This is a genomic window from Paenibacillus sp. KN14-4R, assembly GCF_052180255.1.
Taxonomy (GTDB): domain Bacteria; phylum Bacillota; class Bacilli; order Paenibacillales; family NBRC-103111; genus Paenibacillus_AM.
Genome location: NZ_CP197466.1, coordinates 277,189 through 298,643, shown reverse-complemented (window position 1 = coordinate 298,643; position 21,455 = coordinate 277,189). Strand labels below are relative to the sequence as shown.

At 42.8% G+C, this 21,455-nt stretch carries 38 protein-coding genes; all 38 read right to left on the bottom strand.

Annotated features, from left to right (window positions below; genetic code table 11):
- Positions 1-2: 2 nt before the first annotated feature.
- Positions 3-440: a 50S ribosomal protein L13 gene (gene rplM, locus ACSBOP_RS01465; RefSeq protein WP_442602750.1), complete on the bottom strand. Its 438-nt coding sequence runs from the start codon at positions 438-440 to the stop codon at positions 3-5.
- A gap of 177 nt (positions 441-617) precedes the next feature.
- Complete coding sequence (gene truA, locus ACSBOP_RS01460; protein WP_442602749.1) at positions 618-1,382, bottom strand: tRNA pseudouridine(38-40) synthase TruA; 765 nt, start codon at positions 1,380-1,382, stop codon at positions 618-620.
- Positions 1,383-1,481: 99 nt separating this feature from the next.
- Positions 1,482-1,850, bottom strand: a complete 369-nt coding sequence (rplQ, locus tag ACSBOP_RS01455) for a 50S ribosomal protein L17 (RefSeq protein WP_442602748.1) — start codon at positions 1,848-1,850, stop codon at positions 1,482-1,484.
- 16 nt (positions 1,851-1,866) lie between these two features.
- Complete coding sequence (locus ACSBOP_RS01450) at positions 1,867-2,811, bottom strand: DNA-directed RNA polymerase subunit alpha (RefSeq protein ID WP_442602747.1); 945 nt, start codon at positions 2,809-2,811, stop codon at positions 1,867-1,869.
- 121 nt (positions 2,812-2,932) lie between these two features.
- Positions 2,933-3,328: a 30S ribosomal protein S11 gene (gene rpsK, locus ACSBOP_RS01445; protein ID WP_442602746.1), complete on the bottom strand. Its 396-nt coding sequence runs from the start codon at positions 3,326-3,328 to the stop codon at positions 2,933-2,935.
- 18 nt (positions 3,329-3,346) lie between these two features.
- A complete protein-coding gene (gene rpsM, locus ACSBOP_RS01440; RefSeq protein WP_442602745.1) occupies positions 3,347-3,715 on the bottom strand; it encodes a 30S ribosomal protein S13 in 369 nt (122 codons plus the stop codon).
- Positions 3,716-3,729: 14 nt separating this feature from the next.
- Entirely contained in the window at positions 3,730-3,843 is a 114-nt protein-coding gene (gene rpmJ / locus ACSBOP_RS01435) for a 50S ribosomal protein L36 (RefSeq protein ID WP_003333770.1), read from the bottom strand.
- A gap of 66 nt (positions 3,844-3,909) precedes the next feature.
- Positions 3,910-4,128 carry a translation initiation factor IF-1 gene (gene infA / locus ACSBOP_RS01430; RefSeq protein ID WP_009676800.1) on the bottom strand — a complete coding sequence of 73 codons (219 nt, stop codon included), beginning with the start codon at positions 4,126-4,128 and terminating at the stop codon, positions 3,910-3,912.
- 3 nt (positions 4,129-4,131) lie between these two features.
- Positions 4,132-4,440 (bottom strand): hypothetical protein, encoded by a 309-nt coding sequence (locus tag ACSBOP_RS01425; protein WP_442602744.1) that lies wholly within the window; start codon positions 4,438-4,440, stop codon positions 4,132-4,134.
- A 25-nt stretch (positions 4,441-4,465) separates the two neighbouring features.
- On the bottom strand, positions 4,466-5,218 hold the full coding sequence (gene map, locus ACSBOP_RS01420) for a type I methionyl aminopeptidase (protein WP_442602743.1): 753 nt from the start codon (positions 5,216-5,218) through the stop codon (positions 4,466-4,468).
- A gap of 5 nt (positions 5,219-5,223) precedes the next feature.
- Positions 5,224-5,868: an adenylate kinase gene (locus ACSBOP_RS01415; protein ID WP_442602742.1), complete on the bottom strand. Its 645-nt coding sequence runs from the start codon at positions 5,866-5,868 to the stop codon at positions 5,224-5,226.
- Positions 5,869-5,954: 86 nt separating this feature from the next.
- Complete coding sequence (secY, locus tag ACSBOP_RS01410) at positions 5,955-7,265, bottom strand: preprotein translocase subunit SecY (protein WP_442602741.1); 1,311 nt, start codon at positions 7,263-7,265, stop codon at positions 5,955-5,957.
- Positions 7,265-7,705, bottom strand: a complete 441-nt coding sequence (gene rplO, locus ACSBOP_RS01405) for a 50S ribosomal protein L15 (RefSeq protein ID WP_442602740.1) — start codon at positions 7,703-7,705, stop codon at positions 7,265-7,267. The genes secY and rplO overlap by 1 nt, the downstream gene beginning before the upstream one ends.
- A gap of 30 nt (positions 7,706-7,735) precedes the next feature.
- The gene (rpmD, locus tag ACSBOP_RS01400) at positions 7,736-7,924 is read right to left on the bottom strand and encodes a 50S ribosomal protein L30 (protein ID WP_258209951.1); all 189 of its coding nucleotides are present in this window, start codon (positions 7,922-7,924) and stop codon (positions 7,736-7,738) included.
- 11 nt (positions 7,925-7,935) lie between these two features.
- Positions 7,936-8,433, bottom strand: a complete 498-nt coding sequence (gene rpsE / locus ACSBOP_RS01395) for a 30S ribosomal protein S5 (RefSeq protein WP_442602739.1) — start codon at positions 8,431-8,433, stop codon at positions 7,936-7,938.
- Positions 8,434-8,460: 27 nt separating this feature from the next.
- On the bottom strand, positions 8,461-8,823 hold the full coding sequence (gene rplR / locus ACSBOP_RS01390) for a 50S ribosomal protein L18 (protein WP_442602738.1): 363 nt from the start codon (positions 8,821-8,823) through the stop codon (positions 8,461-8,463).
- Positions 8,824-8,946: 123 nt separating this feature from the next.
- Entirely contained in the window at positions 8,947-9,489 is a 543-nt protein-coding gene (gene rplF / locus ACSBOP_RS01385) for a 50S ribosomal protein L6 (protein WP_442602737.1), read from the bottom strand.
- Between the two features lie 30 nt (positions 9,490-9,519).
- Positions 9,520-9,918 (bottom strand): 30S ribosomal protein S8, encoded by a 399-nt coding sequence (gene rpsH, locus ACSBOP_RS01380; protein ID WP_258209955.1) that lies wholly within the window; start codon positions 9,916-9,918, stop codon positions 9,520-9,522.
- A gap of 32 nt (positions 9,919-9,950) precedes the next feature.
- Positions 9,951-10,136: a type Z 30S ribosomal protein S14 gene (locus ACSBOP_RS01375; protein WP_171651094.1), complete on the bottom strand. Its 186-nt coding sequence runs from the start codon at positions 10,134-10,136 to the stop codon at positions 9,951-9,953.
- Between the two features lie 48 nt (positions 10,137-10,184).
- Positions 10,185-10,727: a 50S ribosomal protein L5 gene (rplE, locus tag ACSBOP_RS01370; RefSeq protein ID WP_442602736.1), complete on the bottom strand. Its 543-nt coding sequence runs from the start codon at positions 10,725-10,727 to the stop codon at positions 10,185-10,187.
- A 27-nt stretch (positions 10,728-10,754) separates the two neighbouring features.
- Complete coding sequence (rplX, locus tag ACSBOP_RS01365) at positions 10,755-11,111, bottom strand: 50S ribosomal protein L24 (protein WP_442602735.1); 357 nt, start codon at positions 11,109-11,111, stop codon at positions 10,755-10,757.
- 68 nt (positions 11,112-11,179) lie between these two features.
- Complete coding sequence (rplN, locus tag ACSBOP_RS01360; protein ID WP_258209959.1) at positions 11,180-11,548, bottom strand: 50S ribosomal protein L14; 369 nt, start codon at positions 11,546-11,548, stop codon at positions 11,180-11,182.
- Between the two features lie 35 nt (positions 11,549-11,583).
- Positions 11,584-11,850 carry a 30S ribosomal protein S17 gene (rpsQ, locus tag ACSBOP_RS01355; protein WP_442602734.1) on the bottom strand — a complete coding sequence of 89 codons (267 nt, stop codon included), beginning with the start codon at positions 11,848-11,850 and terminating at the stop codon, positions 11,584-11,586.
- Positions 11,851-11,879: 29 nt separating this feature from the next.
- The gene (rpmC, locus tag ACSBOP_RS01350) at positions 11,880-12,077 is read right to left on the bottom strand and encodes a 50S ribosomal protein L29 (protein WP_442602733.1); all 198 of its coding nucleotides are present in this window, start codon (positions 12,075-12,077) and stop codon (positions 11,880-11,882) included.
- The gene (gene rplP / locus ACSBOP_RS01345; protein ID WP_442602732.1) at positions 12,067-12,501 is read right to left on the bottom strand and encodes a 50S ribosomal protein L16; all 435 of its coding nucleotides are present in this window, start codon (positions 12,499-12,501) and stop codon (positions 12,067-12,069) included. Before rplP ends, rpmC begins: the two co-directional genes overlap by 11 nt.
- Positions 12,502-12,503: 2 nt before the next feature.
- On the bottom strand, positions 12,504-13,166 hold the full coding sequence (gene rpsC, locus ACSBOP_RS01340) for a 30S ribosomal protein S3 (protein ID WP_442602731.1): 663 nt from the start codon (positions 13,164-13,166) through the stop codon (positions 12,504-12,506).
- Positions 13,167-13,179: 13 nt separating this feature from the next.
- On the bottom strand, positions 13,180-13,512 hold the full coding sequence (gene rplV, locus ACSBOP_RS01335; RefSeq protein WP_442602730.1) for a 50S ribosomal protein L22: 333 nt from the start codon (positions 13,510-13,512) through the stop codon (positions 13,180-13,182).
- Positions 13,513-13,543: 31 nt separating this feature from the next.
- Complete coding sequence (gene rpsS / locus ACSBOP_RS01330) at positions 13,544-13,822, bottom strand: 30S ribosomal protein S19 (RefSeq protein ID WP_442602729.1); 279 nt, start codon at positions 13,820-13,822, stop codon at positions 13,544-13,546.
- Between the two features lie 48 nt (positions 13,823-13,870).
- Positions 13,871-14,701, bottom strand: coding sequence for a 50S ribosomal protein L2 (rplB, locus tag ACSBOP_RS01325; protein ID WP_442602728.1), 831 nt, complete (start codon positions 14,699-14,701; stop codon positions 13,871-13,873).
- 32 nt (positions 14,702-14,733) lie between these two features.
- On the bottom strand, positions 14,734-15,021 hold the full coding sequence (gene rplW / locus ACSBOP_RS01320) for a 50S ribosomal protein L23 (RefSeq protein WP_258209967.1): 288 nt from the start codon (positions 15,019-15,021) through the stop codon (positions 14,734-14,736).
- Positions 15,018-15,644, bottom strand: a complete 627-nt coding sequence (rplD, locus tag ACSBOP_RS01315; RefSeq protein ID WP_442602727.1) for a 50S ribosomal protein L4 — start codon at positions 15,642-15,644, stop codon at positions 15,018-15,020. Before rplD ends, rplW begins: the two co-directional genes overlap by 4 nt.
- Before the next feature lie 16 nt (positions 15,645-15,660).
- On the bottom strand, positions 15,661-16,287 hold the full coding sequence (gene rplC, locus ACSBOP_RS01310; RefSeq protein ID WP_442602726.1) for a 50S ribosomal protein L3: 627 nt from the start codon (positions 16,285-16,287) through the stop codon (positions 15,661-15,663).
- Between the two features lie 40 nt (positions 16,288-16,327).
- The gene (gene rpsJ, locus ACSBOP_RS01305; RefSeq protein WP_023482171.1) at positions 16,328-16,636 is read right to left on the bottom strand and encodes a 30S ribosomal protein S10; all 309 of its coding nucleotides are present in this window, start codon (positions 16,634-16,636) and stop codon (positions 16,328-16,330) included.
- 362 nt (positions 16,637-16,998) lie between these two features.
- Positions 16,999-17,442, bottom strand: coding sequence for a hypothetical protein (locus tag ACSBOP_RS01300; protein WP_442602725.1), 444 nt, complete (start codon positions 17,440-17,442; stop codon positions 16,999-17,001).
- A gap of 23 nt (positions 17,443-17,465) precedes the next feature.
- Positions 17,466-18,470, bottom strand: a complete 1,005-nt coding sequence (locus tag ACSBOP_RS01295; RefSeq protein ID WP_442602724.1) for an ABC transporter ATP-binding protein — start codon at positions 18,468-18,470, stop codon at positions 17,466-17,468.
- On the bottom strand, positions 18,467-19,510 hold the full coding sequence (locus ACSBOP_RS01290) for an ABC transporter ATP-binding protein (RefSeq protein WP_442602723.1): 1,044 nt from the start codon (positions 19,508-19,510) through the stop codon (positions 18,467-18,469). Before ACSBOP_RS01290 ends, ACSBOP_RS01295 begins: the two co-directional genes overlap by 4 nt.
- A 51-nt stretch (positions 19,511-19,561) precedes the next feature.
- Positions 19,562-20,407, bottom strand: coding sequence for an ABC transporter permease (locus ACSBOP_RS01285; protein ID WP_442602722.1), 846 nt, complete (start codon positions 20,405-20,407; stop codon positions 19,562-19,564).
- A 5-nt stretch (positions 20,408-20,412) separates the two neighbouring features.
- Positions 20,413-21,363, bottom strand: a complete 951-nt coding sequence (locus tag ACSBOP_RS01280; RefSeq protein WP_442602721.1) for an ABC transporter permease — start codon at positions 21,361-21,363, stop codon at positions 20,413-20,415.
- Positions 21,364-21,455: the final 92 nt, after the last annotated feature.

The following is a 21,455-nucleotide window of genomic DNA, read 5'->3' as shown; positions in this document are numbered from 1 at the left end:
TATTAACCGCGTAGTTCCCAAACAACTGGTTGTTGTGCAGCATGTGGATGCTCGGAACCTGCATATACTTTTAATTTCATTTTCATGCTATCGCCAAGACGAGTCTTAGGCAACATACCGTAAACTGCTAGCTCAAGCAAACGCTCAGGTTTGTTCTTAAGCATATCTCCAGCGGAAGTTACTTTCAAACCACCTGGGTGCATGGAGTGACGGTAGTACATTTTGTTCGTTAATTTCTTACCTGTAAGGTGGATCTTCTCAGCGTTGATGATGATTACGAAATCACCAGTATCAACGTGAGGTGTAAAAGTAGGTTTGTGTTTACCACGGATGATGCTTGCTGCTTCACTAGCAAGACGACCAAGTGTCTTGTCAGTAGCATCAATGATGTGCCATTTGCGATCAACTTCTGTAGCCTTAGCCATATATGTTGGTTGCATGCTTAGTTCCTCCTAAACAATATATCTCGATTATATTAATCGGTTCATTTCAATTATATTCGATAGTTACATACATCTCTTAGCGGGTCTCTTCACCTTAGGGGCCGTGGGATAGCCGATCAAGAAACACCGTTTATTATTGTAACCGATCTTGTCATTCATTTCAACCTATTTTTTTCAGTATTGGACATTCAGCAGCATCAAACCATGCGCTTCCGCAGTTGGTCCCGCTTTGGAACGATCTTTAGCAGCTAATATACGAGCCATATCCCCACTCGATCTCTTACCAGTACCGATTTGCAGAAGTGTCCCGACAATAATTCGAACCATATTATATAAAAAGCCATTACCCGTCATTACAATTCGAATGACTGATGGAGAGTTATAACCTAAATCATATTCTTCCTCCAGCACCTCAAGTCGCACATCATATAACGTACGCACGTGACTTTGCTTGGTGCTGCGAACGGAACAAAATGAAGTGAAGTCATGCTCACCTCGTAAGTGCTCCAGCCCTTCACGCATTGCCTCCGCGTCTAATCGAGCGGGATGATGCAGCTGGTATTGCCGGCTAAACACGTCTGGAAACCGGCCTGTGCGAATCGTATAACTGTAAGTTTTTAGCTTCGCTGCATGCCTCGAATGAAACTCAAGTGGTACCTCTTGTGCATGGCGTGTCACAATATCACGAGGTAGTCGTGTATTAAGTGCCAAGCACCAGCGTTCCACTGGAATTTGGGAAATTGTCATAAAATTAAATACCTGACCTTTTGCATGCACCCCTGCATCAGTTCTGCCAGACGCTATAATTTTAACTTTTTCACCCGTTAAATTCATGATAGCTCCTTCAAGCTCATCTTGAATCGTTAACGCATCAGGTTGAGTTTGAAATCCCGAATACTTGGTGCCGTCGTAAGCAACGACAAAACGTAGGTTTCTCACGTTCAGATTCCCCCAGGTATTACAAGTTGTACATCGATTTTAGGTGCAAAAAAAAGGGCTTCATCAGAATCAAAAGATTCCTTCCACCCTTTCCCAATTTTATGCGCGATCAACAAGTTCCAAAAATACCATTGGAGCAGCATCTCCACGACGAGGTCCTACTTTAAGGATTCGTGTGTATCCGCCTGGACGCTCGCTGTAACGAGGTGCAAGCTCTGCAAACAATTTTTGGATAGCATCTTGTTGTCCGTCTAAAGTTTCGCGACGAACAAAAGAAGCTACTTGACGACGAGCGTGAAGATCTCCGCGCTTAGCAGTTGTAATCAACTTTTCAGCGATCGAACGAACTTCCTTCGCTTTCGACTCAGTTGTTTGAATGCGTTCATGTAAAAATAGATCCGTTACGAGGTCACGGAACAATGCTTTCCGTGCACTGGAGTTACGGCCTAATTTTTGATAAAGTGCCATGTTCTTTTTACCTCCTCTAGTCTTCCGCGCGCAGTCCTAAACCAAGCTCTTCAAGCTTCTCTTGAACTTCTTCAAGAGATTTACGGCCAAGGTTACGCACTTTCATCATATCTTCTTCTGTCTTGGTGATCAATTCTTGTACAGAGTTGATACCAGCACGCTTCAAACAGTTGTAAGAACGAACAGAAAGATCTAGTTCTTCGATAGTCATCTCAAGAACTTTTTCTTTTTTGTCTTCTTCTTTTTCAACCATAATCTCAGCGTCTTTAGCTTCGTCAGTCAAACCAACGAACAGCATCAAGTGTTCTGTAAGAATTTTAGCACCTAAACTAACAGCTTCTTCTGGTCGAATGCTGCCATCAGTCCATACTTCGAGCGTCAATTTGTCATAGTTAGTGACTTGACCAACACGAGTATTTTCCACACTGTAATTCACACGGGTAATTGGCGTGTAAATCGAATCAACCGGAATTAAACCGATGAGTTGCTCTTCTCTCTTGTTCTTATCCGATGCCACATAACCACGACCGCGGTTAGCATGGATTCGCATATGAAGACGAGAATCCGAGGACAACGTAGCAATGTGTAGATCCGGATTAAGAATCTCGACATCACTGTCACCACGGATATCTCCTGCAAGAACAGGGCCTTCGCCCTCTGCATCAATCTCTAATATTTTTTCCTCATCGGAATGAATTTTGAGAGACAACCCTTTCAGGTTTAGGATGATTTCTGTTACATCTTCCATTACACCTGGAATCGTCGAGAACTCGTGCAAGACACCGTCAATTTGAACCGATGTAACTGCTGCTCCCGGCAAAGAAGAGAGTAAGATACGACGTAGTGAATTACCTAAAGTTGTACCGTATCCACGCTCAAGCGGCTCTACTACGAACTTACCGTATGAACCATCCTCGCTGAGGGCTACGGTTTCTATTTTTGGCTTTTCGATCTCAATCATCAAATGAACCCTCCTTCAAAACGTCGTTTCCTGGGACAAACTTTAAAACGCGCAGTATAACTACCCATCAGATTATTATTAACCATATTTGGATAATTATACCACAGCATGATCCTCAAAATTAGACGCGACGACGTTTTGGAGGGCGACAGCCGTTATGTGGAACTGGAGTCACGTCTTTGATTAAGTTAACTTCAAGACCAGCCGCTTGCAAAGAACGAATCGCTGCTTCACGTCCAGCTCCTGGACCTTTAACCATTACCTCAACAACTTTCATGCCGTGTTCCATTGCAGCTTTAGCTGCTGTTTCAGCTGCCATTTGCGCAGCAAATGGTGTGCTTTTACGAGAACCTTTGAAACCCATACCACCGGAACTTGCCCATGAAATAGCATTTCCGTGTGGATCTGTGATCGTTACGATCGTGTTATTGAAAGTGGAGCGAATGTGTGCCACGCCAGATTCAATATTTTTACGATCGCGACGTTTTGTACGAACGACTTTTTTAGGTTTAGCCATGAGATCTAACCCCCTTTATTATTTTTTCTTGTTAGCTACTGTACGACGAGGACCTTTGCGAGTACGAGCATTAGTCTTCGTGCGTTGTCCACGAACTGGTAAACCACGACGGTGGCGAATACCACGGTAGCAGCCAATTTCAATTAGACGTTTGATGTTAAGTGCGATTTCACGACGAAGGTCACCTTCAACCTTAAGAGTCTTGTCAATCGCTTCACGGATTTTGCTTACTTCGTCTTCAGTTAAATCACGTACGCGAGTGTCTGGGCTAATACCAGTTGTAGCAATGATTTTTTGGGAAGTCGTTGTACCGATACCAAAAATATATGTCAATGCAATTACTACGCGCTTATCACGAGGTAAGTCAACGCCAGCTATACGAGCCATTTACAAGCACCTCCTTATCCTTGTTTTTGTTTGTGTTTCGGATTTTCGCAAATTACCATTACATTACCCTTACGACGAATGACTTTGCATTTTTCGCAAATTGGTTTGACCGAGGGTCTTACCTTCATTTTGATTCCCTCCTAAATTTATCCGAAGGAGAAATCACTTCGGAAGCAATCGCTCAAACTTACCATTTATTTAAATCGATAGGTGATACGGCCGCGCGTTAAGTCATAAGGAGAAAGTTCCACTGTCACTTTATCCCCTGGTAAAATCCGAATGAAATGCATACGGATCTTTCCAGAAACGTGCGCCAAAATTTTATGACCGTTCTCCAATTCTACTTTGAACATAGCGTTGGGAAGTGGTTCAATTACGGTGCCTTCTACTTCAATCACATCTTCTTTGGCCAACTGTCATTCTCCTCTCTCATCTGTACTAAATTGCATTTTATCTGAAAATCGTTTCAGCGCAAATCGCAACTTTCCGTTTGTAACACGTCCTGTTTCCTTCAAGCTGGTTTCCACTTCAGAAGGGATTTCATCCATGAGCTGCAAATGAAGAATGTTCTTCTTTTTAGGTAAATCGAACTTTCGCTTGTCTCCGTCAGCAATGAGAACAAATTTATTATCCACGATACTAACAATTACAGCAAATTTACTTTCTTCTCTACCACGCAGCACCTTGACGATCTGTCCAACTTGAGGTGTTCCTTGTTCTTCCACTCATCCTCACCTACGTTCTGCGATGCTAATCATTTGACTTCGTCAAAATCTCATAGCCGTCAGCAGTAATTGCAATCGTATGCTCAAAGTGAGCGCAAAAGGAACCATCCACAGTAACGACTGTCCAATTATCCTGCAACGTTTTCACGTAGCGCTCTCCTACGTTAACCATCGGCTCGATGGCAAGCACCATGCCTGGCTTCAAAAGTGGGCCTTTATTCGGAAATCCATAATTCGGAATTTGTGGGTCTTCATGCAGTTCAGTACCAATGCCATGCCCTACATATTCACGCACAATCGAGAATCCAGCTTCCTCAGCACATTTTTGAATCGCATGAGAAATTGTATACAGTCTTACGTCCGGTCTTGCTTCATTAAGGCCAGCATATAAAGATTGTTCGGTCACTTCAAGCAATCGTTTCGCCGTGTCGGATATTTCACCAACTGGGTAAGTCCATGCAGAGTCCCCGTGATAACCCTTATATTGCGCTCCTATATCAATGGAGATAATGTCGCCTTCATTCAGCTTACGCGGCCCGGGTATACCGTGAACCAATTCGTCGTTGACGGATGCACAGATTGAGCCAGAAAAACCGCCATAGCCTTTAAAAGATGGAATTGCTCCTTGACTGCGAATATATTCCTCAGCTATTTGATCAAGTTCCTTTGTTGTGATGTTCGGTCGAATCGCTTGCTTGAGCAAACGATGTGTATCTGCTACGATACGTCCGGCTTCCCGCATTAATTCAAGTTCAACTTCGGACTTACAAGTGATCATTAAGCTTAACCTCGCAATTGTGAGCTAATTTCTGAAGTAACCACGTCGATGTCCTGGTCCCCGTTGACTTCACGAAGCAAACCTTTACCACGATAGTATTCCAAAAGCGGAGCAGTTTTGTTTACGTACTCATCTAAACGAGTTCCAACCTTTTCTTCTGTATCATCAGAACGCTGATACAGTTCACCTTCACATTTATCGCATACGCCTTCTTGTTTAGGTGGGTTAAACACGACATGGTACGTGGCGCCGCATGATTTACAAATCCGACGGCCTGTAAGTCTAGCCAACAGTAGATTACGATCAACTGCAAGATTGATCACGTGATCGATCTTTTTACCCAAGGATTCCATGATTCCTTCAAGCGCATCTGCTTGAGCAATCGTTCTTGGAAATCCATCAAGCAAGGAGCCTTCATTGCAATCAGGCTGTTGAAGCCGTTCCCTTACGATTCCATTCGTTATTTCATCAGGCACTAACAAACCTTTATCTACGTATCCCTTTGCCTCAATACCTAAAGGAGTTTCTTGACTCATTGCCAAACGAAACGCATCTCCGGTAGAGATATGAGGAATATGAAACGCACTTACAATTCTTTCCGCCTGTGTGCCTTTACCTGCACCAGGAGGACCCATAAATATAACGTTCACTCCGATACCCTCCCATCGCGATTGACAACGAAACAGCACAATAGGTGCCGATGTCGCCAAAAGCGCAACCATCAGAACCTATTTAGCTATTTATTAATAAACCCTTTGTAATGACGCTTGATTAGCTGGCTTTCAATTGTTTTCATCGTTTCAAGAGCTACACCAACTAAAATCAAGATCGATGTACCACCGATCGAAATCGAGCTAGGCAACCCTGCCGCTTTACCAAAGATCATTGGCAAAATGGAAATCAAAGCAAGGAAAAATGCGCCAGTTAAAGTAATACGTGTCATAATGCGGGTCAAGTATACGGTAGTTGTTTTTCCTGGACGAACGCCCGGAATGTAACCACCGTTCTTTTTCATTTGATCTGCCATTTGTTCAGGATTCATCTGTACGAACGTATAGAAGAACGTGAATCCGACAATTAGCAATACATACAGGACCATCGCAAGCGGTGCGCCTGTAGATATATTCAAATTGTGACTGATCCAGTCTGCAAGCCAGCTTCTTCCTACCCAGAACGAAGCTACGATCGATGGAAAGGTCATTAATGAACTAGCAAAAATAACCGGAATAACGCCCGCAGCATTTACTTTCATAGGAATATGAGTCGATTGTCCACCGTACATTTTGCGTCCAACCACGCGTTTAGCGTATTGAACCGGAATCTTGCGAATCCCTTGTTGTACGAAGATAACAAAGACTACAATCGCGATTGCAACAACTAGAATCAGAACTGCTTTAATAATGTTCATGAATAAAGCATCCCCAGCATCAGTAAACAACTGCGTAGCAATCTTACCAATACCGCCTGGAATAGCTGCTACGATACCTGCAAAAATGATAATGGAGATACCGTTGCCGATTCCATTTTCAGTGATTTGTTCCCCTAGCCACATTAAGAAAGATGTACCTGCTGTAAGCACGATCGCAATTAACACATAAGTAGTGAGGGATGGGTTAATTACCAAACCTCTATACATATTGTTAAATCCGATCGAAAATCCAAACGCTTGTATTACCCCTAACACGACCGTGCCATACCGAGTAATTTGCGTCAACTTCTTCTTACCGACATCGCCCTCTTTTGCCCATTGAGCAAATTTAGGAATAACATCCATCGAGAGCAATTGCACGATAATGGAGGCCGTAATGTAAGGCATAATCCCCATCGCAAAAATGGAGAATTGAAACAATGCGCCCCCCGAGAATGTGTTGAGCAATCCGAATATGTTTGTTGTTGCAGTTTGGTCAATTTGACGAAGTGCATCAGCATTGATATTCGGTACTGGAATAAAAGCACCGACGCGATAAATAATTAATACAAGTAGGGTGAAGATTATCCGTTTACGTAAATCCATTACTTTAAAAATATTGGATAAGGTACGAAACATTAAATCACCTCAGATTGACCACCGGCAGCCTGGATTTTATCCACCGCAGATTGAGAGAACTTATTTGCTTTAACTGTCAATTTAACAGTTAGTTCACCGTTGCCCAAGATCTTGATGCCGTCTTTAGGAGATTTGACAATTCCAGATGTCATTAAAACTTCTGGAGTCACTTCTGTGCCTTCTGCAAATTGGTTAAGTTCTGTCAAGTTAACAATCGCAAATACTTTGCGATTCGGGTTGTTAAATCCACGCTTCGGCAAACGACGGTACAATGGGTTTTGACCACCCTCGAATCCTGGACGAACACCGCCGCCAGAACGCGAATTTTGACCTTTGTGACCGCGAGTTGACGTTTTACCCATACCACTACCAGCACCACGGCCGACACGTTTACGAGTATGACGAGCACCTACAGCAGAACTAAGCTCATGTAACTTCATCGTTGCACCTCCTCTAAGCTATTGTAAGCATTACGCTTCGATTTCTTTAACTTCTACCAAGTGAGACACTTGGTTAACCATGCCGCGGATTGCAGCATTGTCAGCTTGAACTACAGTTTGGTGCAACTTACGTAGACCAAGTGTGTTCACTGTTACTCTTTGCCCCTCTGGACGACCAATAAGACTGCGCTTTAGGGTAATTTGAAGTTGTTTCGCCATGTTTACCCCTCCTAACCTAACAGCTCTTTTACGGTTTTACCGCGAAGCTTTGCTACCTCGTCAGCTTTCTTCAGACGGGACAACCCTTCCAAAGTAGCGTTTACCATGTTCATGGAATTCGAGGAACCAAGAGATTTTGTTAAAATATCGCCAATACCAGCAAGTTCAAGTACTGCACGTACAGGACCACCAGCAATAACTCCAGTACCTTGTGATGCAGGTTTCAGAAGTACGTGTCCTGCACCAAATTTTCCGTTCACTAAGTGAGGAATTGTTGTTCCTACGATAGGAATATGGATCAAGTTTTTCTTAGCATCTTCGATTCCTTTACGAATCGCATCTGGAACCTCGGAAGCTTTACCGATCCCTGCGCCTACCCAGCCTTTGCCATCGCCTACAACAACGAGTGCACTAAAGCTGAAGCGACGTCCGCCTTTTACTACTTTAGCAACGCGGTTAATATGAACAACTTTTTCAGTGAGTTCTAAAGTATTCGGATCTACTCGCAAGTCTATACCTCCTTTTAAATTTACTGACTAGAATTCAAGTCCTGCTTCACGCGCTGCATCAGCAAGCGCTTGAACACGACCATGATATAAATATCCGCTACGGTCAAATACCACTTTATCGATGCCTTTTTCTTTAGCACGAGTCGCGATTAGTGCTCCAACTTTACGAGCAGCTTCTACGTTACCGCCATTGCCTTCGCTCAATTCTTTCTCTTGAGTTGATGCAGCAGCAAGTGTAATGCCTTGAACGTCATCAATAATTTGTGCGTACATGTGTTTCGAAGAACGGAATATGTTCAAACGAGGACGAGCAGTCGTACCTTCGATTTTTTTACGTACACGAAGATGTCTCTTCAAGCGCGCTTTATTTTTGTCGCTTTTAGTAATCATGGATTGTACTCCTTTCATCTTTATTAAGAAGCCTTTGCCTCTTTAGATGAATTAGCCATCTTGGAATCAAACATCTCTTTGTAAAAGACTATGATTGATTGAAAGGCTAGCCAATTAGCGGTCTTATTTCTTCTTACCAGCTTTACCTTCTTTACGAAGGATGCGTTCGCCTTCGTACTTAATACCTTTACCTTTGTATGGCTCAGGTTCGCGTACGGAACGAATTTTAGCAGCAATTGCACCAACAAGTTCTTTATCGATTCCTTTAACGATTACTTTCGTATTCACAGGAACTTCGAACTCAATGCCTGCTGCAGGAGTGAATTCTACTGGGTGAGAGTATCCTACGTTCAAAACTAGCTTGTCGCCAGTTTTGTTAGCACGATAACCTACGCCTACTAGCTCAAGGGACTTAACGTAACCTTCCGTTACACCGTTAACCATGTTTGCGATCACGCTGCGAGTTGTACCGTGCAGGGAGCGATGCAATTTATGTTCGGATGGACGTTCTACGTTAATCATATCGTCTTGAACGCTGACTTTCATATCTTTATGAAGATCACGAGTTAAAGTACCTTTCGGTCCTTTTACTGTAATCAAGGTATTATCTAGGGTTACAGTCACACCGCTAGGAATTGTAATGGGCTTGCGACCAATACGTGACATGTCTTTGCACCTCCATTCAATTGCGTTTAATTACCAAACGTAGCAAATTACCTCGCCACCAGCTTTGGATTGACGAGCTTCTTTGTCTGTCATTACCCCTTTAGAAGTGGAGATAATGGCAATTCCAAGTCCTCCAAGTACGCGAGGAATCTCTTGGCTTTTCGTATACACGCGAAGACCTGGCTTGGAAATTCTTTTTAGACCGGAAATTACACGCTCGTTGTTTGAGCCGTATTTCAAGAATAAACGGATAATCCCTTGCTTGTTGTCCTCTACATATTCAGCATCACGAATGAATCCTTCTTTTTTAAGGATTTCAGCGATTTCTCTCTTCGACTTGGAAGATGGGATTTCTACTGTCTCATGACGGACGATATTAGCATTGCGAATACGAGTTAGCATATCTGCAATTGGATCTGACATAACCATTTGTGTAAACCTCCTTCCCGAAAATCGATTGATTACCAGCTTGCTTTTTTAACACCTGGAATCTGACCTTTGTATGCTAGTTCGCGGAAACAAATTCTGCAAATTTTAAACTTGCGAAGTACGGAATGCGGACGACCACAACGCTCGCAGCGTGTATAGGCCTGCACTTTGAACTTCGGTGGACGTTGTTGCTTTACTATCATCGAAGTTTTTGCCACTTCAGATTACACCTCCTGAAAGTTTTCACTCATGAAAACTCGGTTCCTTTATTTTACAAAAGGCATTCCCAATTGCGTAAGCAATTCGCGGGACTCTTCATCGGTCTTTGCAGTTGTTACGATAACAATATCCATACCGCGTGTTTTATCCACTTGATCGTACTCGATCTCAGGGAAGATTAATTGTTCTTTCAAACCAAGTGTGTAGTTACCGCGACCATCAAATGCTTTTGATGATACACCGCGGAAGTCACGTACACGTGGAAGTGAAACGTTAAACAATTTATCAAGGAAGAAGTACATACGCTCACCGCGTAGTGTTACTTTTGCCCCGATTGGCATATTCTCACGAAGTTTGAAACCTGCAATAGACTTTTTCGCTCTTGTGATTACTGGTTTTTGACCAGTGATCTTTTCCAAATCAGCTACAGCGCTATCTAACACTTTAGAGTTGGAAACAGCTTCACCAACACCCATGTTGATAACTACTTTTTCGATCTTTGGAACTTGCATTACAGTCGTATAGTTGAACTTCTGCATTAACGCAGGAGTAATTTCATTAAGGTAACGCTCTTTCATTCTTACTGCCATGAGTTAAGGTCCTCCTTTCCTTGGCTCTTATTTATCGATTACTTCACCGGATTTTTTCGCTACGCGAACTTTATCTCCGTTATCAAGCGTTTTATAACCTACGCGTGTAGGCTTACCACTCTTCGGATCAACAAGCATTACGTTGGAAACGTGAATTGCTGCTTCTTTAGAGATGATTCCGCCTTGCGGGTTCAGTTGGGAAGGTTTTGTATGTTTCTTAACCATATTTACACCTTCAACCAACACGCGGTTTTGACGAGGGTAAGCAGCAAGGATGCGGCCTTTTTTACCTTTATCCTTACCTGTGATTACGAATACCATATCGTCTTTTTTCACATGAAGCTTATTATTATGAGACTCAAGTCTCTTTTTAGTTTTTGGCACTGTGGATTACACCTCCTAAAGGAAAACTTACTGCGTAAGGATTCACTCTACGGTATCAATATACCGTATTAGATTACCTCTGGAGCAAGGGACACGATTTTCATGAACTCTCTGTCGCGAAGTTCGCGAGCAACAGGTCCGAAAATACGAGTACCACGTGGGCTCTTATCTTCTTTTACGATTACTGCTGCGTTTTCGTCAAATGTAATATAGGAACCGTCTTTACGGCGTGTCGAATTCTTCGTACGCACGATAACTGCTTTAACTACATCACCCTTTTTGACAACGCCCCCTGGTGTTGCTTCTTTCACGGAGCAAACGATCAAATCGCCGATGTAACCAGCACGACGTCCTGTACCACCCAACACACGGATGCACATCAATTTCTTAGCACCGGAGTTGTCAGCAACGCTTAAACGAGTAAAAGGTTGGATCATTGTATTCCCTCCTCTCGGGTTTCAGGTCTTCTACTTTATATAATAACCGCTTTTTCAACAATCTCAACCAGTCTCCAAGTTTTATCCTTAGAAAGTGGACGAGTTTCCATGATTTTTACAACATCGCCAATTTTAGCTTCGTTGTTTTCATCATGCGCTTTGAATTTCTTAGTATATTTGATTCTCTTGTGATAGAGATCATGCTTCTTGTAAGTTTCAACAGCTACAACGATGGTTTTTTCCATTTTGTCGCTGACAACTTTGCCAAGCTGAACTTTACGTTCATTACGCTTTTCAGTCATTTTGAGAAACCTCCTCTTCTTAAGATTTCTTAACCAATACCCAATTCTCTCTCACGCAAAATGGTCTTCGCACGTGCGATCTCTTTACGCAATTCACGAATTTGTACTGGGTTCTCCAGTTGACCGGTAGCTAGTTGAAAACGGAGGTTAAAGAGCTCTTCTTTAAATCCGGTGATTTTTTGTTCAATCTCTGCAGTGGTAAGGTTGCGGAACTCACTAGCCTTCATTTACTTCACCACCCACTTCTTCTCTCTTCACGAACTTACATTTGATTGGCAACTTATGCATTGCCAAACGCATCGCTTCGCGAGCAATTTCTTCGCTAACGCCAGCAAGTTCAAACATTACTTTACCTGGCTTAACCACGCAAACCCACTTCTCAACGTTACCTTTACCGCTACCCATACGAACTTCTAGAGGTTTTTGAGTAACTGGTTTAGAAGGGAAAATTTTGATCCATACTTTACCGCCACGTTTGATGTAACGTGTCATCGCAATACGAGCTGCTTCGATTTGACGGTTGGTTACCCAAGCCGGCTCAAGCGCCTGCAAGCCGTATTCGCCAAAGGACACTTCCGTGCCGCCTTTAGCGCGACCTTTCATGCTACCGCGGTGTTCTTTACGGTGTTTTACACGTTTAGGTACTAACATGATTAGTTGCCTCCTTCCGATTGAACTCTCTTCTTAGCAGTCGGAAGAACCTCTCCACGATAGATCCATACTTTCACACCAATTAGACCATAAGTCGTGTGTGCTTCAGCAGTACCATAATCGATATCCGCACGAAGTGTATGAAGTGGAACCGTTCCTTCGCTATATCCTTCACTACGAGCGATTTCAGCTCCGCCAAGACGGCCGCTAGTCGCAACTTTAATACCTTTTGCACCTGATCTCATTGTTCTTTGCATCGCTTGTTTCATTGCACGACGGAAAGATACACGACGCTCCAATTGTTGAGCAATACTCTCAGCAACTAGGATAGCATCAAGATCAGCATGTTTAATTTCTGCAATGTTGATGTGGACTTTCTTGCCAGTCAATGCTGCAAGATGAGTACGGATCACTTCAACTTCTGCTCCACCCTTACCAATTACCATACCTGGCTTGGCAGTATGAATTGTCACGTTTACGCGGTTAGCCGCACGTTCAATATCAAAATGGGAAACTGCAGAGTCTTTCAGTTTGTTCTTCAAGTATTCGCGAATTTTCACGTCTTCAATAAGAAGTTTACCGAAATCCTTCTCAGCGAACCATTTGGATTCCCAATCACGAATAATACCTATTCTAAGTCCTACTGGGTTTACTTTTTGACCCACACGTTATCCCTCCTTATTTTTCAGATACCACAACAGTAATGTGGCTTGTGCGCTTATTAATGCGACTTGCACGTCCCATCGCACGAGCGCGGAAGCGTTTCAGAGTCGGTCCTTGATTTACGTAAATCTCACTGATCACTAAGTTGTTAGGATCCATGGAGAAGTTATGCTCTGCATTTGCGATAGCAGAATTCACGACTTTCTCTACAATCGGAGAAGCAGACTTAGGTGTGTGACGAAGAATTGCAATCGCGTCACCTACAGCCTTCCCTCTGATCAAGTCAACAACGAGTTGAGCTTTACGAGGAGCAATCCGAACGAAATTCGCAGCAGCTTTTGCTTGCATGGTAGTACCTCCTCTCTTAACAAAAAATCAATTAGCGCTTACCTGTTTTCTTATCGTCATCGTGACCTTTGTAAGTACGAGTTGGTGAGAATTCACCTAGCTTGTGACCTACCATGTCCTCAGTTACATACACAGGCACGTGTTTTCTTCCATCGTATACGCCGAAAGTATGTCCAACGAATTGTGGGAAAATAGTAGAACGGCGAGACCAAGTTTTAATGACAGTCTTCTTGCCAGTTGCATCCATTTCTTCAACTTTCTTCAGCATGTAAGAGTCAATAAAAGGTCCTTTTTTTAAGCTGCGTCCCATTGATACTCCTCCCTTCTCTGCATCTGGATATTTCTATCACTGCAAAACTTACTTCGTACGACGACGAACGATGTACTTGTCAGAAGCTTTGCCTTTTTTACGAGTTTTGAATCCAAGAGTTGGTTTACCCCATGGAGACATTGGAGATTTACGTCCGATTGGAGCGCGGCCTTCACCACCACCGTGTGGGTGATCGTTAGGGTTCATTACTACCCCACGAACTTCAGGGCGCTTGCCTAACCAGCGGTTACGTCCAGCTTTACCGATCTTGATCAATTCGTGGTCTTCGTTACCTACGGAACCGATAGTAGCGCGGCAAACTTTTAAGACTTTACGAACTTCACCAGAGGAAAGACGAATCGTTACGTATTTTTCTTCTTTACCCAACAATTGAGCTTCAGTACCTGCTGCACGAACCATTTGACCGCCAGCACCTGGTTTCAACTCGATATTGTGGATAACTGTACCTACAGGAATGTTTTCTAGCGCAAGTGCGTTACCAATTTTGATATCGGAACCGATACCTGATTGAATCACATCGCCAACTTTCAAACCTTTAGGAGCAAGAATATATCTTTTCTCACCATCCGCATAGTGAATCAATGCAATGTTCGCTGTACGGTTTGGATCGTATTCGATTGTAGCAACGCGACCTGGTATTCCATCCTTGTTACGTTTGAAATCGATAATACGGTATTTACGCTTGTGTCCACCACCATGGTGACGAGTCGTAATTTTACCTTGGTTGTTACGTCCAGCAGTTTTGCTTAGTGGAGCTAACAATGACTTTTCCGGTGTTGACGTTGTGATCTCCTCAAAAGTGGAGACGGACATACCACGTCGTGCCGGTGAAGTTGGTTTATACTTTTTAATTGGCACCTTGATTCCCTCCTTACTTCAAAAAATTAATCTTAACCTTGGAAAATTTCCAAGTCTTTGCTTTCAGCAGTAAGCTTAACGAACGCTTTTTTCCACTCGGAAGTGTAACCAGAATGTTTGCCATAACGTTTAGGTTTAGCAGGCATTCTAAGCGTATTTACACTAGCTACCTTAACACCGAAGATCGCTTCAATTGCTTGTTTGATCTCAGTTTTATTGGATTTCATTTCTACTTCAAAAGTGTACTTTTTATCCGCCATCATTTCACTTGTGCGTTCGGTAATGATGGGGCGCTTAATGATATCGCGTGGATTTTTCATTGAGCAAGCACCTCCTCTACCTTCTGTACCGCATCCTTAGTGATGATCAATTTGTCATATGTCATTACATCAAGAACGTTAATTCCATCAGCAACTACAAATTTCACTCCAGGGATGTTACGAGTGGATAATGCCACATTCTCATCGAAGCTCGCTGCAACAACTAGTGCTTTGCGTTCTACTTTAAGATTGTTTAAGATTGCTGCGAATTCTTTCGTCTTAGGTGCGTTCAATTGCAATGAATCAAGTACGATCAATTCGTTATCGATCACTTTGGAAGACAATGCAGAACGGATTGCTAGACGACGAACTTTCTTAGGCAATTTGTAAGCGTAGCTGCGTGGTGTTGGTCCGAAAACCGTACCGCCACCTTTCCATTGAGGTGCGCGAATGCTACCTTGACGTGCACGACCAGTTCCTTTTTGTTTCCACGGCTTGCGTCCGCCACCGCGTACTTCAGAACGGCCTTTAGTTTTGTGTGTTCCTGAGCGCAAAGATGCTTGCTGCATAAGAACAGCTTCATGTAGAACGTGGATATGAGGCTCAATTCCGAATACGGAATCGTTCAATTCCACTTCTCCAACTTGTGCTCCAGTTACATTATATAAAGCTACTTTTGGCATCGTAATTCCTCCTTTCTTACTTTTTAACTGCAGACTTCACAGTTACGTAGCAGTTTTTAGGGCCAGGAATCGATCCTTTTACCAACAAAACGTTACGTTCTGCGTCTACTTTAATAACTTGAAGATTTTGCAATGTTACTGTTTCGCTACCCATGTGACCTGGCAATTTCTTACCTTTTGGTACGCGGTTAGCTTGAATGGAACCCATGGAACCTGGTCCTCTGTGGTAACGGGAACCGTGAGCCATTGGACCTGTTGATTGATTGTGGCGTTTGATAACACCTTGGAACCCTTTACCTTTGGAAGTTCCAGTTACGTCAACGAATTCACCTTCTGTGAAGAGATCAGCTTTCAGTTCTTGGCCAACTTCATAGTCACCCATTTGAACGCCGCGGATTTCTTTTACGTAGCGCTTAGGAGTTGCGCCGGCTTTTTTCGCATGACCGATTTCCGGTTTAACTGCATTTTTTTCTTTCTTCTCACCATAACCGATCTGGATGGATTCGTAACCGTCGTTCTCGATGTCCTTCTTTTGAAGAACCACACAAGGACCCGCTTGGATCACAGTTACTGGAATCACTAGACCTTCTGGTGTAAACACTTGAGTCATTCCAAGTTTTTTACCTAAGATACCTTTTGTCATCGTTGACACCTCGTTTCTTTTTTGCTTATATAGCTAAGAATTACAATTTGATTTCAATGTCCACACCGGACGGCAGATCCAATCTCATCAACGCATCAACAGTTTGCGGCGTTGGGTTCACGATGTCGATCAAGCGCTTGTGTGTGCGCATTTCGAACTGCTCGCGAGAATCCTTGTACTTGTGTACCGCACGAAGAATCGTAATGATTTGTTTCTCAGTAGGAAGTGGAATCGGACCGGATACACCAGCACCAGAACGCTTCGCAGTTTCCACAATCTTCTCAGCGGACTGATCGATTACACGGTGATCATACGCCTTCAAACGGATACGGATTTTTTGCTTTGCCATTTATAAGTCCCTCCTTCTATCGCCCAATTTCGTATCGGACATACTCAGTGAAAATCCCCTGACATCCTTTCCCATGGCAAAGGGGCCGGGTGTGTCAGCAACCTCTCACGTCATCGCAACGTCTCAGACCAACGCTGTCTATTATATATAATATTTCCGCTTAATGCAAGCAAAAATAATTCATATAACTATTTACCATTATTCATTCTACATAATTCTTTTTAAATCGTATTTTAAAAGTGCATTTATGATCGAACCGGCCTGAACCATTCTCAACATGTATTATAGAAGAAAAAATAAGACAAACATAATAATAAGCAAAAAGGTGCCCTACCAGTTACGGGATAGAGCACCTTCTAATATTAATTCGTAGAGTTCAAGCCTCTTACTACTAGATCCAATGTACCTTCAATTTCATTACGATTCATTACCCAGTTAGGCGCTAATCTAGCTTCGAGCAATTGTGCATCTTCAACACTTAATTTGAAGCCCGATAAGTGCCCTTCTGACGCCTTGAAGTCGGTTCCTTCTTGTATACCAAACTTCGCTCTTAGCCATACCTGAAGACCACGGAAAGTGTTAAAAGTCATGCGATAACCATTACGAATAGCTAGATCCAAATCTTCATTATGATCTGCTGCATAGGTAACAAAATCTTCATAGCTGTAATGGTCAGTTTCAGCCGCAGCAAGCTCAGATACGTCTCCTGTCGCCACGCTTGTTAATAGCACTTCATCTGAGATAAACTTTCTTGCATGCTCTAATAAAATTGCTGTGTTCTGGGACAATCGAATTTGTTGCGCCATTTTAATTTCCCCTCTCCATTATCCTAATCATTCAAATGACATGCGACAAAATGGCCTGGCGATACTTCTCTCATCTCTGGTTCAACTTCTGCACAGCGTCCAACAGCAAAAGGACATCTAGAACGAAATTTACATCCCGTGGTCTCTTCTAATGGACTTGCCAGATCGCCCTGCAGTAGATTCCGTCTAGATGTAACCAATCTGGGATTCGGTATTGGAATAGCGGACAGCAATGCCTTCGTATAAGGATGACCAGGGTGCGTATACAATTCATCACTTGGAGCAATTTCAACGAGTTTCCCCAAATACATGACACCGATACGGTTGGAAATGTGACGAACCATCGATAAATCGTGAGCAATAAATAAATACGTAAGACCTAGTTCACCCTGTAAATCTTCAAGCATATTAATGACCTGTGCCTGTACAGAAACATCAAGTGCTGAGATCGGCTCATCACAGAGTACAAATTCCGGCTTTGCAGCAAGGGATCTAGCAATACTAATCCGCTGCCGCTGCCCACCACTAAACTCATGAGGAAACCTCTCCGCATGCTCTGATTTTAACCCAACTTTAGATAATAATTGAAGCACAATTTCTTTACGCTCTGCTCGATTACTATAACCATGAATTTCAAGAGGCTCACTAATTAACTGCATGACAGTCATTCCCGGGTTTAAGGACGAATAAGGATCCTGGAAAATAGCCTGCATACGCTTGCGAAAAGGCAGTAGTTCTCTTTCTGACATATGGGCAAGATCGTTGCCATCATATAATATTTCTCCCGATGTAACCTCGTGCAGACGAATGATGGATCGTCCAGTTGTTGATTTCCCACAACCAGATTCTCCAACTAAACCGAACGTTTCACCACGAACAATTTGGAAACTAACATCATCTACGGCTTTTAACACTTTCGTTGTACGTCCAAACAATGATTTTTCTATTGGATAGTGTTTCTTTAAGTGTTTGACATCAACGAGTACATCTTGCTTACGACTTACTCTCGGTTCTTGAGGTGTGTTCATAGCCCACGTCCCTCCTTCACACTTGCTTCACGTGTCAGTTTCTTATTAAGCTCATCTGCGCCTCCAGCCTGCACTTGTGAGTCCAACAGCCAGCACATGGATTTATGCCCATCACCTGTCTCAAAATAAGGCGGTCGATGATTGCAAAGCTCCATCGCATGTGGGCACCGTTCTTTAAAGGGGCACCCAGAAGGCGGATCCAGTAGATTAGGCGGCGTGCCTTCAATTGGGACTAGACGCTCCCTCATACCTTCTGACGGTTGTGGAAGTGAACGCATTAAGCCTTGAGTATAAGGATGCTGAGGCGATTCAAAAATATCAATTACAGCTCCTTCTTCCATAATCAAGCCCCCATACATCACGATTACCCGTGTGCATACTTGAGCAACAACACCTAAATCATGTGTAATAAGAAGAATTGATGTTCCGGTAGAATCTCGAAGATCTTTCATCAATTCAAGGATTTGAGCTTGTATGGTTACATCCAGCGCAGTTGTAGGTTCGTCCGCGATTAAAAGCTCTGGCTTACAGGACAAAGCCATTGCAATCATCACACGCTGCCTCATCCCGCCGCTGAACTCATGTGGATATTGATCAATTCGCTTCTCTGCTGATGGAATTCCAACTTGGCGAAGGAGCTCAATTGCTTCTGTACGCGCGGTCTTTTTATCCACTTTCTTGTGCCTGCGAATCACTTCCACTAGCTGATTTCCGATCCGAATAACAGGGTTAAGGGAAGTCATTGGATCCTGAAAAATCATTGCAATCTGGTTACCACGAATGCTGCGCATCTTCTCATCAGACATTTCCCTTAAATTCTCTCCGCGAAAAGATACTTCACCCTCCACAATTTCACCTGGAGGTGCTATCAATCGAAGAATCGATTTGGCTGTGATACTTTTACCACTGCCCGATTCTCCAACAATGCCTACCATTTCTCCTTCACCAATTGTGAAGCTGACACCTCGGACGGACTTCACTTCTCCTCCGCGTGTAAAGAACGACGTTTTTAAGTTATGAACCGTCAATAGTTCTGCCATACTGCTTCACTCCTTTGCATGACACTCTACATTTCATTTTTGTATCATGATTTATCGTTTGTTCACTCTCGGCTCAAAAGCCGCTCGGAATACATCACCTAAGAAGTTAAAACTTAGTACTGTAAGGAGAATAAATAGCCCTGGGAACAACGCCAAGTATGGTGATTCACCAATTAAGCTTTGTGCGCTATTCAGCATACTTCCCCATGAGGAATTAGGTTGTTGAATACCTAACCCTAGAAAACTAAGCGAGGATTCCATCAAGATCGCATTCGCGATATTAATGGTTGCTGCAACAATGATTGTGGGCATCACACTCGGAATGATGTGCCTTGTAATGATTCTAAACTTACTTTGACCGGATCCTTTCGCATACAGAACGTATTCTCTTTCTTTAACGGATAACGTCTCTGCACGAACAATCCGAGCTATATTCATCCAACTTAATAGTCCAATAATGATAACAATTGTTGATATACCTGGTTTTAAATATGCATTCAAGATCAACATAATGAAGAAAGAAGGGATCGACATAAATATATCAACCGTACGCATACATACGTTGTCTAGCCATCCACCAAAGTATCCACTTATCGTACCGACTGCTGTCCCTACAATTAGTGCAATTGCCATCGCTAAAAATCCAACACTCAGGGATACCCGGCCCCCATATAATGCTCTGGCAAAGTAATCACGTCCATAATCATCCGTTCCAAACCAATGTTCTGCACTAGGTGGAAGTAATCGATCACTTATTGCAATCGCATTCGGATCATGAGGAGCTAGAAAAGCAAATATAGAAGCAAGTCCAAAAACGGCAAGCACGATGAGTGCAGCGAAACCAGCTTTTTGCTCGATAAGCTGCGCTTTTAAAAAGCGCCATTTCAGTTGATTCATCTCGTTCACCTCATCGTCTTAATTCTCGGATCAACTACTCCGTAAAGTATATCAGCAACCATGTTACCGATAATGAGCAGCAATGACGAGAGCATCGTAATCCCCATAATGACCGGATAATCAAGCCCAAAAACAGATGTGATACCAAGTGAACCCATACCTGGCCATGAGAAGACGGTTTCTGTAATAAAAGCACCTGCAATTAATTCTGGGATAGATAAACCTAAAATCGTAATGATCGGTAACAATACATTTTTCAATACATGTCGTACAAGTACTCTCGATTTTGTTGAACCATATGCATATTGCACTTGTACATAATCCTCTTCCAACTGACTAATCGTATTTGATCGAATGTATCGCATATAGACCGATACATTCATTAAGCTCAGAACGATACATGGCATAATGCCATGTTTTACAATATCCCAAACTGAGTCTACACCAATTGTTCGCATCCCCATGCTAGGCAACCAATGTAATGTGACGGAAAATATATAAATCATCATAATCGCAAACCAGAAGCTCGGGATTGAAATCCCAATGTACGAAACTAAGCTTAAAAACTTATCGAGTACACTATTCTTTTTTAAACCTGATAAAAGCCCTAGTGGAACGGCGAGAATTAATGAGACTAAAAGTGCTGATCCCATGAGCCCAATTGTTGCTGGAATACGTTCAAGAATGAGTGTCAACACAGGACGATGATTGATAAGTGAATATCCGAAATCACCCGTCAAAATATTCTTTAACCAAATTAAATATTGAACATACATCGGTTGATCAAGTCCAAGACTAATTCGAATACGCTCTACATCAGCTGGATTCATATTCGGTGTAACAAACGAACTTACTGGATCACCAGGAGCGAGCTTGATCAATAAGAACGATACGATAGAAATAAAAAGCAAAAGGGGTACCGCCTGCAGCACGCGGCGTAAAATGAATTTACTCAAATAGCTCTCCTCCTGAAGCAGTATAGATATCTCTGACTAACGCTTGAAATGAGAAAATAAGCTGTGTCGAACAGCTTATTTTCAGTGACTTC